The sequence below is a fragment of the Burkholderia sp. E168m23 genome (assembly GCF_016586125.1).
Taxonomy (GTDB): Bacteria; Pseudomonadota; Gammaproteobacteria; order Burkholderiales; family Burkholderiaceae; genus Burkholderia; species Burkholderia orbicola.
In genome coordinates this window covers 1-12,933 of record NZ_BCPP01000074.1, presented here as the reverse complement: position 1 = coordinate 12,933, position 12,933 = coordinate 1, and the positions used below count along the sequence as shown (strand labels likewise).

The 12,933-nt window shown below is 68.0% G+C and carries 12 protein-coding genes and 1 pseudogene; 8 read left to right on the top strand and 5 right to left on the bottom strand.

Translation table 11 applies throughout. The features are described 5' to 3' along the window. Together hemA and JMF90_RS06455 are read right to left on the bottom strand one after the other, a co-directional pair. The coding region (gene hemA / locus JMF90_RS06460; RefSeq protein WP_201324997.1) for a glutamyl-tRNA reductase at positions 1 to 908 on the bottom strand (908 nt) is incomplete at its 3' end. 26 nt (positions 909 to 934) lie between these two features. After that, a complete protein-coding gene (locus tag JMF90_RS06455) occupies positions 935 to 1,699 on the bottom strand; it encodes a response regulator transcription factor (RefSeq protein WP_011546546.1) in 765 nt (254 codons plus the stop codon). A gap of 171 nt (positions 1,700 to 1,870) precedes the next feature. On the opposite strand from JMF90_RS06455, the gene JMF90_RS06450 reads away from it, so the two are divergent. The 4 genes from JMF90_RS06450 to JMF90_RS06435 all read left to right on the top strand — a co-directional run bounded on the left by JMF90_RS06450 (position 1,871) and on the right by JMF90_RS06435 (position 5,207). Then, positions 1,871 to 2,125 carry a hypothetical protein gene (locus JMF90_RS06450; RefSeq protein WP_006477062.1) on the top strand — a complete coding sequence of 85 codons (255 nt, stop codon included), beginning with the start codon at positions 1,871 to 1,873 and terminating at the stop codon, positions 2,123 to 2,125. 18 nt (positions 2,126 to 2,143) lie between these two features. Further along, positions 2,144 to 3,958, top strand: coding sequence for an aminopeptidase P family protein (locus tag JMF90_RS06445; protein ID WP_006477060.1), 1,815 nt, complete (start codon positions 2,144 to 2,146; stop codon positions 3,956 to 3,958). A 77-nt stretch (positions 3,959 to 4,035) separates the two neighbouring features. Continuing rightward, the gene (locus JMF90_RS06440; protein WP_011546544.1) at positions 4,036 to 4,587 is read left to right on the top strand and encodes a cysteine hydrolase family protein; all 552 of its coding nucleotides are present in this window, start codon (positions 4,036 to 4,038) and stop codon (positions 4,585 to 4,587) included. Next, entirely contained in the window at positions 4,584 to 5,207 is a 624-nt protein-coding gene (locus JMF90_RS06435) for an HAD family hydrolase (protein WP_054928319.1), read from the top strand. The genes JMF90_RS06440 and JMF90_RS06435 overlap by 4 nt, the downstream gene beginning before the upstream one ends. A 130-nt stretch (positions 5,208 to 5,337) precedes the next feature. Here JMF90_RS06435 and ettA read toward each other — a convergent pair whose 3' ends face one another. The 3 genes from ettA to gcvA form a co-directional block, all read right to left on the bottom strand. Continuing rightward, the gene (ettA, locus tag JMF90_RS06430) at positions 5,338 to 7,005 is read right to left on the bottom strand and encodes an energy-dependent translational throttle protein EttA (RefSeq protein ID WP_006494122.1); all 1,668 of its coding nucleotides are present in this window, start codon (positions 7,003 to 7,005) and stop codon (positions 5,338 to 5,340) included. Positions 7,006 to 7,174: 169 nt separating this feature from the next. Further along, on the bottom strand, positions 7,175 to 7,483 hold the full coding sequence (locus JMF90_RS06425) for a DUF3761 domain-containing protein (RefSeq protein ID WP_054928320.1): 309 nt from the start codon (positions 7,481 to 7,483) through the stop codon (positions 7,175 to 7,177). A 96-nt stretch (positions 7,484 to 7,579) separates the two neighbouring features. After that, positions 7,580 to 8,497, bottom strand: coding sequence for a transcriptional regulator GcvA (gene gcvA / locus JMF90_RS06420; protein WP_054928321.1), 918 nt, complete (start codon positions 8,495 to 8,497; stop codon positions 7,580 to 7,582). 205 nt (positions 8,498 to 8,702) lie between these two features. Here gcvA and JMF90_RS06415 point away from each other — a divergent pair, with 205 nt between their 5' ends. The 4 genes and pseudogenes from JMF90_RS06415 to JMF90_RS06400 all read left to right on the top strand — a co-directional run. Continuing rightward, positions 8,703 to 9,974, top strand: a complete 1,272-nt coding sequence (locus JMF90_RS06415; RefSeq protein ID WP_054928322.1) for an MFS transporter — start codon at positions 8,703 to 8,705, stop codon at positions 9,972 to 9,974. A gap of 81 nt (positions 9,975 to 10,055) precedes the next feature. Then, positions 10,056 to 10,395: pseudogene (locus JMF90_RS06410) on the top strand (MmcQ/YjbR family DNA-binding protein). 380 nt (positions 10,396 to 10,775) lie between these two features. Then, positions 10,776 to 12,167, top strand: a complete 1,392-nt coding sequence (gabP, locus tag JMF90_RS06405) for a GABA permease (RefSeq protein WP_054928324.1) — start codon at positions 10,776 to 10,778, stop codon at positions 12,165 to 12,167. A gap of 230 nt (positions 12,168 to 12,397) precedes the next feature. Beyond that, on the top strand, positions 12,398 to 12,933 hold a 536-nt coding region (locus JMF90_RS06400; protein ID WP_201324996.1), incomplete at its 3' end, for a glycosyltransferase family 87 protein.

Genomic DNA, 12,933 nt, shown 5'->3' with positions numbered 1-12,933 from the left:
TACAGGAACACGTCCTTCAGCTTGCCGACTTCGGGCTCGATGTCGCGCGGCACCGCGAGGTCGACCATGAAGATCGGCCGGTGGCGGCGCGCCTTCACCGCGCGCTCGACCGCGCCGAGACCGATGATCGGCAGCGTCGACGCGGTGCACGACACGATGATGTCGAATTCGTGCATGCGGGTGGGCAGGTCGGCCAGCGGCATCGCGCGGCCGTTGAAGCGTTCGGCGAGCCGCTGGCCGCGTTCGGCCGTGCGGTTCGCGACGACCAGTTCGCGCGGGCCTTGCGCGGCGAAGTGCGTCGCGCACAGCTCGATCATTTCGCCCGCGCCGATGAACAGCACGCGCTGATCCGACACCTTTTCGAAGATCCGCTGCGCGAGGCGCACCGCAGCCGCGGCCATCGACACCGACTGCGTGCCGATTTCGGTCGTGCCGCGCACTTCCTTCGCCACCGCGAACGTACGCTGGAACAGCTGGTTCAGATAAGTGCCGAGCGCGCCCGCTTCGGTCGCGGTGCGAACGGCATCCTTCATCTGGCCCAGAATCTGGGTTTCGCCGAGCACCATCGAATCGAGGCCGGACGCGACGCGAAACGCGTGCCGGACCGCTTCCGACTGCGGCAGTGCATAGACGTGCGGCGCGAGTTCGTCGACCGGAATCCGGTGATATTCCGACAGCCAGCGGACCGCGCCTTCACGGGCAGCACGATCGTCGGTCGCGCAATACAGCTCGGTGCGGTTGCAGGTGGAGAGGATCGCCGCCTCGGGCGTATTGGGCGCCTGCGGGCCGAGAAACACGTTCTTGAACGTGACGAGAGCCGGCTTGATTTGCTCGAGCGGAAACGCCACGCGTTCGCGCAGGGCGACAGGCGCAGTGTGGTGGTTGATTCCGATCGTGAGGAGTTGCATATCGAGGGCTATCGTTTAGGCCCATATTATAGCGTTTCAGCGATTTCCTCACTCGCGGCATACCGGGCATCGGCGTGGCGGGGCCGCGAATTTGGGGGCTCGATCGGCACGCGGTCGAGCTGGTAGCCGAAGCCATAGAGCGGCAACAGCCGGTAGCCGCGCTCCGGAAGCAACTGCAATTTGCTGCGCAGCCGGGACGCATGCGTGTCGAGCGTGCGCGACTTCATGTCGCGGCGGCGCGCCCATACCGTTTCGAGGATATGGGCGCGCGATACGGGCCGCGACAGGTTCGTGAACAGCAACTGTGCGAAACGGAACTCCTTCGGCGTGAGTGAAACGATTGCGTCGCCGAAACGGACGAGGCAATGCGTGGCGTCGAACGTGTATTCGCCATACATTTCGCGCGAGCGGGTGGGCAGCCGCCGGACGCCGGCGCGCCGGCTCAGCGCATTGACGCGCGCGAGCAGCTCGGGCCCGCTCACGGGCCGCACGAGACAATCGTCGGCGCCCGCGTGCAGGCACGAGACGATTTCGCTTTCGCGCGCCGACTGCATCACGGCGATGGCGGGCAACCCGGGCAGGACCGCCTGCGCGCGCGGAATGACTTCCTGCGCCGGCTGGTCGCCGGCCCAGTGGCCGGTGACCAGCATGTCGCAGGTGTTGTCGGCGGCGAGCCACTCGAAGAATGCGGCGCCGGACGGAAATGCGTGGCACACGTGACCGCCCGCGAAGAGCAGGCGGTTCAGGAGTGCGGTATGACGCGACTCCGGATCGATCAGAGCGATTCGCATGAGAATTTCTTCAATATGGCAGCCGGTGTGCGCTTGCCATAACGTCGAGTCGGCCCCTACACTCGAATGTTCGCGGCGCCCGGCTGGTCTCGGGTTCGATGGATGAATCGATGCTAGCCGCTGGTAACGTTCACGCCTATGGGACGAATCTGAATTTATAGAAGGCGTCGAATGAACTGGTTTGGAATCCTTGTCCTGGGAGCGGCCGTCGGGCTGTTCGGCCGCTGGCTGCATCCGATGCGGCGCACGGGCCGGCCCGCGTGGTGGATCGCGGTGCTCGTCGGCATCGTGGGCGCGGCCGCCGCCCGCATGGTCGGCAATCTCTCGGGACTGTTTTACGATGGCGAGACGCTCGAATGGCCGGTCTGCACCGGCGTCGCGTTCCTCGCCGTAGCCGTGACGGTCGCGCTGTCGGCCCGTCGCTGAATGCTCTCAGGTGAAATCATGAATGCCCGTCTCCCCGAAGTCTCGCCGGTGCCGGCCCGTCTCGCGCTGTTGCGCGACGCCATGGTCCGCGAGAACCTGGCCGCTTATCTCGTGCCGTCCGCCGATCCTCATCTGTCCGAATACCTGCCCGAACGCTGGCAGGCGCGCCGCTGGCTGTCCGGCTTCACGGGCTCGGTCGGCACGCTGGTCGTGACCGCGGATTTCGCGGGGTTGTGGGTCGACAGCCGCTACTGGGTGCAGGCCGACGCCGAGCTGGCGGGCACGGGCGTGCAGCTGATGAAGATGACGGGCGGGCAGCAGAGCGCACCGCACGTCGACTGGCTCGCGCAGAACGTGGCGGCCGGCGCGACGGTCGGGGTCGACGGCGCGGTGCTCGGCGTCGCGGCCGCACGCGGGCTGACGGCCGCGCTGAGCGCGCGCGGCATCGCGCTGCGTACCGACGTCGACCTGCTCGACGCGATCTGGCCCGAGCGGCCGGGGCTGCCCGGCGACGCGGTGTTCGAGCACGTGGCGCCGCAGGCCGACACGACGCGCGCGAGCAAGCTGGCCGAGGTGCGCCGCGCGATGCACGCGCACGGCGCGCAGTGGCATTTCGTGTCGACGCTCGACGATCTCGCATGGCTGTTCAACCTGCGCGGCGCCGACGTCAACTTCAATCCGGTGTTCGTTGCGCACGCAATGATCGGCGCCGAGCGCGCGACGCTGTTCGTCGCCGACGGCAAGGTGCCGCCTGCGCTGGCCGCGTCGCTCGCACAGGATGGCGTCGACGTCCGCGCCTACGACGCCGCGCGCGCGTCGCTCGCGGCGCTGCCCGACGGCGCGACGCTGCTGATCGACCCGCGCCGCGTGACGTTCGGCACGCTCGAGGCCGTGCCGGCCGGCGTGAAGCTCGTCGAGGCCGTGAATCCGTCGACGTTCGCGAAGTCGCGCAAGACGTCCGCCGAGATCGAGCACGTGCGCGTGACGATGGAGCACGACGGCGCCGCGCTCGCGGAATTCTTCGCGTGGTTCGAACAGGCGGTGAACCGCGAGACGATCACCGAGCTGACGATCGAGGAAAAGCTCACGGCCGCGCGCGCCCGACGCCCCGGCTATGTGTCGGCGAGCTTCGCGACGATCGCCGGCTTCAACGCGAACGGCGCGATGCCGCACTACCACGCGACGCGCGAGTCGCACGCGACGATCGCCGGCGATGGCCTGCTGCTGATCGATTCGGGCGGCCAGTACATGACGGGCACGACCGACATCACGCGCGTCGTGCCGGTCGGCACCGTCAGCGACCTGCAGCGGCGCGATTTCACGATCGTGCTGAAGTCGATGATGGCGCTGTCGCGTGCCCGCTTCCCGCGCGGCATCCGCTCGCCGATGCTCGACGCGATCGCGCGTGCGCCGATGTGGGCGGCCGGGCTCGACTACGGCCACGGCACCGGGCATGGCGTCGGTTACTTCCTGAACGTGCATGAGGGCCCGCAGGTCATTTCGCACTACGCGCCGGCCGAGCCGTACACGGCGATGGAAGAGGGGATGATCACGTCGATCGAGCCGGGCGTGTACCGTCCGGGCCAGTGGGGCATCCGGATCGAGAACCTGGTCGTGAACCGTGCGGCCGGAAAGACGGAATTCGGCGACTTCCTCGCCTTCGAGACGCTGACGCTGTGCCCGATCGACACGCGCTGCGTGCTGATCGAGATGCTGCACGACGAAGAGCGCGCGTGGCTGAACACGTATCACGCGACGGTGCGCGAGCGCGTCGGCCGGCATGTGAGCGGCGACGCGAAGGCGTGGCTCGACGCGCGTACGCAGCCGATCTGACGCAACGCACGGTAACGGCCGGATAGCGATCCGGTAACGATCGAACGACGGCCGGCCGATAACAGCGAGGGCAAGCAATGGCAGACACCGCGGTGATCGTGGTCGACATGCAGCGCGGGCTGGTGGAGCGGGCGCAGCCCGCGTACCGGCTCGACGACGTGGTGTCGGGCATCAACCGGTTGACGGCGGCGGCGCGCGCGGCGAACGCGCCGGTGTGCTTCGTGCAGCACGACGGCGACGCGGACGACGACGTCGTGCCCGGCACGCCGGGCTGGGAACTGCATGCGGGGCTGGTCGTCGGTCGCGACGACTGGCGCGTGCGCAAGCAGGCGAGCGATGCGTTTCACGACACGCCACTCGCGGCGCAGCTCGATCGCCACGGCATCCGCTCGGTGCTGATCTGCGGCTATGCGACCGAGTTTTGCGTCGATTCGGCCGCGCGCCGCGCCGCGCTGCTCGGCTACCGGACGACCGTCGTGTCCGACCTGCACACGACGAACGAGCGTGCCCACCTGTCGGCGGCGCAGATCGTCGCGCACCATCACTTCATCTGGAACAACAATTCGCTGTCGGGCAACGCGGTGACGCCGCGTCCGCTCGCGGACGTGCTCGCTACGGAGTTTGCATGACGATCAAGGCAGTGGTGTTCGATTTCGGCGGGGTGCTGATCGACTGGAGCCCCGAGTACCTTTACCGCGAACTGATTCCCGACGCCGCCGAGCGTCGCTGGTTCCTCACGCACGTGTGCGCGATGGACTGGGTCGTCCGCCAGGACGGCGGGCAGACGATCGAGGAAGGCACGGCCGAACTCGTCGCGAAGTTTCCGGAGCACGAAGCGCTGATCCGCGCGTTCTATGCGCGCTGGCACGAAATGATCGGCGGCGTGCTCGAAGAGGGCGCGGCGCTCGTCGACCGGCTGGAAGCGCAGGGGATGCCGCTGTTCGGGCTGACGAACTGGTCCGCGCAGACGTTTCCGTATGCATGGGACAACTTCCCGGTGCTGCGCCGCTTCAAGGACATCGTCGTGTCGGGCCGCGTGAAGCTCGTGAAACCCGATCCGGCGATCTACCGCGAGATGCATGCGCGGATCGAGCCGCACCTGCCCGGCATCGCGACGCACGAGCTCGTGTTCATCGACGACAACGCGCACAACGCGGCGGCCGCGACGGCGCTCGGCTGGCACGGCATTCATCACACGAGCGCGTCGGCGACCGAGGCGCGACTGCGCGAGCTGGGCGCGCTGGTGTAATCGACGGGGAAGCCACGCGGGATAAAAAAAGCGAGCCAAGGGCTCGCTTTTTCGTTGTGCTGTTCGGAAGTGGCCCGCTTCGGCATCCGGCCCCGCGTGATCGCGGCGCCGGGCGCCCGGGCCGCGCCGATCAGCGGCTGATCGGCTTGTAGCGCAGACGCTTCGGCTTCGCGGCTTCCTCGCCGAGGCGCGCACGCTTGTCGGCTTCGTACTCCTGGTAGTTGCCGTCGAAGAACGTGACCTGCGAATCGCCTTCGAACGCGAGGATGTGCGTCGCGATCCGGTCGAGGAACCAGCGATCGTGCGAGATCACCATCACCGAGCCCGCGAATTCGAGCAGCGCGTCTTCCAGCGCGCGCAGCGTTTCGACGTCGAGGTCGTTCGACGGTTCGTCCAGCAGCAGCACGTTGCCGCCCGAGATCAGCGTCTTCGCGAGGTGCAGGCGGCCGCGTTCGCCGCCGGACAGGTTGCCGACGATCTTCTGCTGGTCGCCGCCCTTGAAGTTGAAGCGGCCGATGTACGCACGCGACGGCGTTTCGTACTTGCCGACCGTCAGCACGTCGGCGCCGCCCGAGATTTCCTCGAACACCGTCTTCGAACCGTCGAGCGCGTCGCGGCTCTGGTCGACGTATGCGAGCTTCACCGTCGGGCCCATCACGACTTCGCCCGAATCCGGCTGTTCCTTGCCGGTCAGCATCTTGAACAGCGTCGACTTGCCGGCGCCGTTCGGACCGATGATGCCGACGATCGCGCCGGCCGGGATCTTGAAGCTCAGGTTGTCGATCAGCAGGCGGTCGCCGAACGACTTGCTGACGTTCTTGAACTCGATCACTTCATTGCCGAGGCGTTCGCCGGCCGGAATGAAGATTTCCTGCGTTTCGTTGCGCTTCTGGTATTCCTGGCTGCTCAGCTCCTCGAAGCGGGCGATACGCGCCTTCGACTTCGCCTGGCGGCCCTTCGGGTTCTGGCGCACCCACTCCAGTTCCTTCTTGATCGCCTTCTGGCGTGCCGATTCCGACGCTTCTTCCTGCTTCAGGCGCTCTTCCTTCTGGTCGAGCCAGCTGCTGTAGTTGCCCTTCCACGGAATGCCGTGGCCGCGGTCGAGTTCGAGAATCCACTCGGCCGCGTTGTCGAGGAAGTAGCGATCGTGGGTGACCGCGACCACGGTGCCCGGGAAGCGCACCAGGAACTGCTCGAGCCAGTCGACCGATTCGGCGTCGAGGTGGTTGGTCGGTTCGTCGAGCAGCAGCATGTCGGGCTTTTCGAGCAGCAGCTTGCACAGCGCGACGCGGCGCTTTTCACCGCCCGACAGGTGCTCGATCTTCGCGTCCCACGGCGGCAGGCGCAGCGCGTCGGCGGCCACTTCGAGCTGCTGCTCGGGGCTGCCGCCGTCGCTCGACGCGAGAATCGCCTCGTACTTCGCCTGCTCGGCCGCGAGCGCGTCGAAGTCGGCGTCCGGTTCGGCGTACGCCGCGTAGATTTCTTCCAGTTTCTTGTTCGCCTGGAACAGGTCGCCGAGGCCTTCCTCGACGGCTTCGCGCACGGTCTTCGTCGGATCGAGCTGCGGTTCCTGCGGCAGGTAGCCGATGTTCAGGTTCGGCATCGGCGTGGCTTCGCCTTCGATGTCCTTGTCGACGCCCGCCATGATGCGGATCAGCGTCGACTTGCCCGAGCCGTTCAGGCCGAGCACGCCGATCTTCGCGCCGGGAAAGAACGACAGCGAGATGTCCTTCAGGATCTGGCGCTTGGGCGGCACGATCTTGCCGACCCGGTTCATCGTGAAAACGTATTGGGCCATTTCGGTGTGAAAGTCAGAAGTGGTTGGGACGGCCGCGCAGCGCGCGGGCGTGGCGGCGTCGGGTGATTCGGTACGGAGCGTGCCGCGCGGGGCGCGGCGGTGCGAGCGCGTATTGTACTTCGCCGCCGGCTGCCGCTGGCGCGGTGCAGGCCATTCGGCCGATCTGCGCTCACAGCCACGCGGCGACGCCGCCGTGCCCCGAGCACGTGCCGCGCCGGTGACGGCTGAAGCTGTACGTGCCGTCGCGGCAACGTGCGCGCGCGCCGTCCGGCACGCGGCCCGATTTCGAATGGGCGGGCGCATGCACGGTTTCGCCGTCGCGGTTGCGATACGTGTCGTGACGGTCGAGATCGGCTTCGTTGCCGTAGCCGGGTGATGCGCGATATGCGTGCGCGGCAGGGGGCAACGCGGCGCCCGCGACGAACAGCGCGGCGGACAGGGTCGCGACATGGGTCGCACGGCGGAGCAGGGCACGCATGGTCTCTCTCGTTCGGTTCGTTGTTATCGAGGTCGGGCGATGTCGAACCGAACGCCCGCGCCGCATGTTGGCGGATCGGCGCGCCGCCGCGCGACGCTAGGCCGCGCCGGTCATCGACGCCGCGCCGTCGGCCTGCGCGGCATCGAGAATCCACCGGCGGAACGCGGCAACCTTCGGCCGTTCCGCGTGATGCGGCGGATAGACGAGGTAGTACGCGAAATCGTCGAGCCATGCGACGTCGGCAAGCTGCACGAGCCGGCCGCTCGCCAGCTCGCCGCGCACCATCGCGGCCGGCAGCAACCCGGCGCCCTGGCCGGCAACGATCGCCTGCAGCAGCAGGCCCGAATCGTCGAACGCCGGGCCGCGCGGCGGGCCGAAATCGTCGATCCGCTGCGCGCCGAACCAGATGTGCCAGCCCTTGCGTTCGGCGTCGTGCAACTGCGGCCAGCCGACGAGCTCGGCCGGCGTCGCCGGCATGCCGAGCCGCGCGACGAGGTCCGGCGACGCGAGCGCGACGATTTCCACCGTCAGCAGGCGTTCGCTGCACAGCCCGATGTAGCGCCCGAGGCCGTGGCGGATCGCGACGTCGACGCCGTCGCGCGCGAAATCCGCGAGCGCGTGGCTCGTGAGGACCTGCAGGTCGACGTCCGGGCAAGCCTGCCGGAACTGCGCAAGGCGTGGGACCAGCCACGCGGACGCGAAGAACGGCGTAACGCTCACCGTCAGCACGCCGCTGTCGGCGGCGCCCGACACGCGCTGCGACGCATCGGCGATCTGCCGGAACGCGTTGCGCACGGGCGGCAGGTAGTCGCGGCCGGCGGCCGTCAGCAGGATGCCGCGGTTCACGCGCTCGAACAGTTGCACGCCGAGGTGCGTCTCGAGCGTGCGGATCATCTGGCTCACCGCGCCGGGCGTGACCGACAGCTCCTCGGCCGCCGACTTCACCGACAGGTGGCGGGCGGCGGCTTCGAACGCGCGCAACGCGTTGAGCGGCGGCAGGCGGGAACGATTCATTCAGTTTTTCTAAAGCGAAAGGTCGACGAAATATCGTTTGAGACGACGCGTATGCGCGCGTACCGTTGACGCAACGGATCGCCTGTTTCGCGGCTGCCTGTCGGGTGCCGATCGGCGGCCGATGCGATCAACATAGTTCAACTATATCCACGGGGCAATCCGGACCGCCGCCCGGCAGCCGGTGGAACCCGAAAGGAGCATCGTCATGAACCGCCCGGGCGCGTCACGCGTTTTCCATGGCTGGTACGTGGTGGCGGCCGCGTTTGCCGTCACGTTCGTCGGGTTCGGCAGCGCGTATACGTTCAGTGCGTTCGTCGAATCGCTGCAGCGGGATTTCGCCGCGTCGCGCGGCCAGATCTCGCTCGTGTTCTCGCTCGCCGGCTTCCTGTACTTCGGCTTCGGCATCGTCAGCGGGCCGCTGGCCGATCGTTTCGGCTCGCGGCGGCTCGCCGTCGCCGGGATGCTGCTGACCGGCGCGGGGCTCGCGGCGGCCGGCGCGGCGCATACGCTGCTGCAGGTCTATGTCGCGTACGGGCTCGGTGTCGGGTTCGGCGTCGGCTGCGCGTACGTGCCGGCCGTCGGCGCGGTTCAGCGCTGGTTCGTGCGCCGGCGCGGGTTCGCGTCGGGGCTCGCGGTCGCGGGGATCGGCGTCGGCACGCTGGTGATGCCGCCGCTCGCGTCCGCGCTGATCGCGCAGGTCGGCTGGCGCAGCGCGTATTTCACGCTCGCCGCGCTCGTGATCGTGCTGGGAGCCGGCATGTCGCTGCTGATCGAGAACGACCCGCGCGGGCGGGGGCTGTTGCCGGACGGCGATGTCGCCCCGGACGGCGACGGCCGGAATGGCGGGGCTTCCCCGGCCGCGGCCGCGAGCGTACCAGCCGGCGCGACGGTACGCGAAGCCGTCACGTCGCGGCCGTTCGCGAGCCTCTACGCGGCCTGCCTCGTCTGTTCGTTCGGCGTATTCGTCCCGTTCGTTCACCTCGTGCCGTACGCGCTCGATCACGGCGTCGCGCCGTCGACGGCCGTGCTGCTGCTCGGCGCGATCGGCGTGGGCAGCACGGCCGGCCGCTTCTTCCTCGGCGGCCTGGCCGATCGCTTCGGCCGCCGCGCGTCGCTGCTCGCGATGTTCGCCGGCATGGCCGTTGCGCTCGTCGCATGGGCGGGCGCCGGAACCGTCGCGACGCTGGCCGGGTTCGCGCTCGTGTTCGGCGTGTTCTACGGCGGCTGGGTCGCCGTGCTGCCGGCGGTCGTGATGGACTATTTCGGCGGGCGCAACGTGAGCGCGATCATCGGCATCCTGTACACGAGCGTCGCGTTCGGCACGCTGATCGGGCCGGCCGCCGCCGGCTTCATTTACGACGCGGGCGGCGGCTATCTCGTACCGATCCTCGCGAGCGCCGCCGCGAATGCGATCGCGTTCGCGATCGTCGCGACCACCGGGCGTGCGCCGGCCGCCGCGCGTGCGGCCGGCGGATAGTGCCACCCGGCTGGGCGCGCCGCGCGATTTCCGGTAGGGTGGCCGGACCGTCAACCATCGACGCACGGTCGGGGAGGCATCGTGACATTCGACGAAGTCCGGCAGATCGCACTGGCGTGGCGTCGAGGACGGCACGTCGTACGGCACGCCCGCGCTCAAGGTGAAGGGCAAGGTGCTCGCGCGGCTGCGCGAGGACGGCGACACGCTCGTCGTGAAGGGCGTCGGCCCCGACGAGCGTGCATGGCTGATCGAGTCGGCGCCCGACGTGTATTACGTGACCGATCACTATGTCGGCTGGCCGATCGTGCTGGTGCGCCTGTCGGCCGCGCATCCCGACGCCGTGAAAAACCTGCTTCTGCGGGAATGGCGCGCAATCGTGCCGGCGAAGTGGCGGGACGAAGCCGCCCGCGACACGCACTGAATCGCGCCCACCCCGCGCGCGATGCAGCCTGCCGAACCGGATCAAGCGTTGCATCGGTTCGTATCGATGCAACGAGTGGTTCCATCGAAATTCTTCAATTGGTTCTTAGTGAAGAACCGTTTGATGCTTACACTCCTTCGCTTCGAAGGCGGCTGACGACAGCCGACGGAACGGGCGTACGCGATGCGCCGGCGCCCGGTGCGCCGCATCGCACCCGCAGCTTCGCAGACTGCGCGGGCGACCCGACCGGAACGGCCCCATCCGGCCCATGCCCGCGTGCGACGCACCCGCGGCCGCGACCGGATTCAAGAACGACAACTCCCCGCGCCGCCTTCACGCGACACCCGGTCGTACCGGAACCGTTTTTTGGAGAGAGACAGATGAGTGGAAGCAACACAGGCCTCGGCACTGGCCTGAAGCAGCGTCACGTAACGATGATGTCGATTGCCGGCGTGATCGGCGCGGGCTTGTTCGTCGGCTCCGGCCACGCGATCGCGGAAGCCGGGCCGGCATCGATACTCGCGTATGCGATCGCGGGCGTGCTGGTCGTGCTGGTGATGCGCATGCTCGGCGAAATGGCCGTCGCGCATCCGGACAGCGGGTCGTTCTCGACCTATGCCGATCGCGCGATCGGCCACTGGGCCGGCTTCACGATCGGCTGGCTGTACTGGTGGTTCTGGGTGCTGGTGATCCCGATCGAGGCGACCGCCGCCGCGACCATCCTCAATGCGTGGTTCCCGGGCATCGCGACGTGGATCTTCGCGCTCGGCATCACGCTGCTGCTCACCGTCACCAATCTCTTCTCCGTCAAGAACTACGGCGAATTCGAATTCTGGTTCGCGCTGATCAAGGTCGTCGCGATCGTCGTGTTCCTGTGCATCGGCGGTGCGGCGATCGTCGGCATCATTCCGGCGCCGGCCGTGTCGGGCGTGTCGAACCTGTTCGTGCACGACGGCTTCATGCCGCACGGCGCGAGCGCGGTGCTCGCGGCCATGCTCACGACGATGTTCTCGTTCCTCGGCACCGAGATCGTGACGATCGCGGCCGCCGAATCGGACAACCCGCAGCGCCAGATCGTGCGCGCGACGAACTCGGTCATCTGGCGTATCACGCTGTTCTATCTCGGCTCGATCCTCGTCGTCGCGGCCATCGTGCCGTGGAACGACCCGCTGCTGCCGAAGCACGGCTCGTATCAGCGCGCGATGGAGCTGATCGGCGTCCCGAACGCGAAGGCGATCATCGACGTGATCGTGCTCGTGTCGGTCGCGAGCTGCCTGAATTCGGCGCTGTACACCGCGTCGCGGATGCTGTTCTCGCTGTCCCGGCGCAAGGACGCGCCCGCCTTCCTGCATCGCACCGATTCGACCGGCACGCCGCGTGCGGCCGTGCTTGCGTCGACCGCGTTCGGCTTCCTGACCGTGATCGCGAACTACCTGATGCCGGAGCAGGTGTTCGGCTTCCTGCTCGCGACGTCGGGCGCGATCGCGCTGCTCGTGTATCTCGTGATCGCGATCTCGCAACTGCGGATGCGCAAGACGCTCGAATCGGGCGGCGCGGACCTGACGCTGCGGATGTGGCTGTTCCCGTGGCTCACGTGGGCCGTGATCCTGTTCATCTGCGGCACGCTGACCGTGATGTTCGTCAGCGAGGAGCACCGGATGGAAGTCGGCGCGACGGCCGTGCTGGCGTTGATCGTGCTGTTCGCGTCGTGGCTGAACAAGCGCGGCCGCGATGCGCGGGCGAACGCGGGGCGCCGGGTGTCGGCGACGTGATCTGATCGCGTGATGTAGCGGCGGGGCGGGAGCCTCGCTCATGAACATGGCCTGACCGGCATCTGCCGGCCGGGCCATTTTGCTTTCGACGACGGACGGATGCCGTTGCGAGTACCGGCCGCGCGGCATCGATATTGGGCGACGCACGCTGCTGCGTGCCGACGGGAACGTCGTCTGGCGAAACGATCGTCGCCTATACTCGACGAGAAGAAAAATCGCGGGGGTGGGCGATGGGGACGGTGCACGGATCGGGCAGTCGCGCGGTCGACGCGCGGCGCGTCGGCACGTATGCAGCCGCGGTACTCGCGCTGCAGATCGTCGTTCTGGCTGTCTGGGCGATGAGGTACTACGGCTGGCACGATCGCTCGTCCCCGATGGTCGGCTCGGACTTCGCGATTTTCTGGGCGGCGGCCCGTGTCGCGATCGAGCACGGCGCCGCGGCGATCTTCTCGCCCGGGTGGATGCAGCCGATCGAAGCCGCCCTGCGGCCGTTCGACGACTTCGCTCCGTGGCCGTATCCGCCGACGTTCCTGCTCGTCATCCTCCCGTTCGGCCTCGTGCCGTTCGCCTTCGCGCTCGTGGTGTTCGCGACACTGCAGATCGCTTGTTATGCGGAGGTCGTCGCGCGTGTCGTGCGCCCGCTCGACACGCAACTGCGCGTCGCGATTGCCGCATTTCCGGGGCTGCTCGGCGCGGCGCTCACGATGCAAAATTCCTTCATGACGGTCGCGGCGGCGGCCGCGGCGCTGCTCCTGCTCGAATCGAG

Bases quoted from the DNA above. Each gene is read 5' to 3' on its own strand.
- JMF90_RS06455 (WP_011546546.1), bottom strand. From the start codon at position 1,699: ATGCGAATCGCTCTGATCGATCCGGAGTCGCGTCATACCGCACTCCTG.
- JMF90_RS06450 (WP_006477062.1), top strand. From the start codon at position 1,871: ATGAACTGGTTTGGAATCCTTGTCCTGGGAGCGGCCGTCGGGCTGTTC.
- JMF90_RS06445 (WP_006477060.1), top strand. From the start codon at position 2,144: ATGAATGCCCGTCTCCCCGAAGTCTCGCCGGTGCCGGCCCGTCTCGCG.
- JMF90_RS06440 (WP_011546544.1), top strand. From the start codon at position 4,036: ATGGCAGACACCGCGGTGATCGTGGTCGACATGCAGCGCGGGCTGGTG.
- JMF90_RS06435 (WP_054928319.1), top strand. From the start codon at position 4,584: ATGACGATCAAGGCAGTGGTGTTCGATTTCGGCGGGGTGCTGATCGAC.
- ettA (WP_006494122.1), bottom strand. From the start codon at position 7,005: ATGGCCCAATACGTTTTCACGATGAACCGGGTCGGCAAGATCGTGCCG.
- JMF90_RS06425 (WP_054928320.1), bottom strand. From the start codon at position 7,483: ATGCGTGCCCTGCTCCGCCGTGCGACCCATGTCGCGACCCTGTCCGCC.
- gcvA (WP_054928321.1), bottom strand. From the start codon at position 8,497: ATGAATCGTTCCCGCCTGCCGCCGCTCAACGCGTTGCGCGCGTTCGAA.
- JMF90_RS06415 (WP_054928322.1), top strand. From the start codon at position 8,703: ATGAACCGCCCGGGCGCGTCACGCGTTTTCCATGGCTGGTACGTGGTG.
- gabP (WP_054928324.1), top strand. From the start codon at position 10,776: ATGAGTGGAAGCAACACAGGCCTCGGCACTGGCCTGAAGCAGCGTCAC.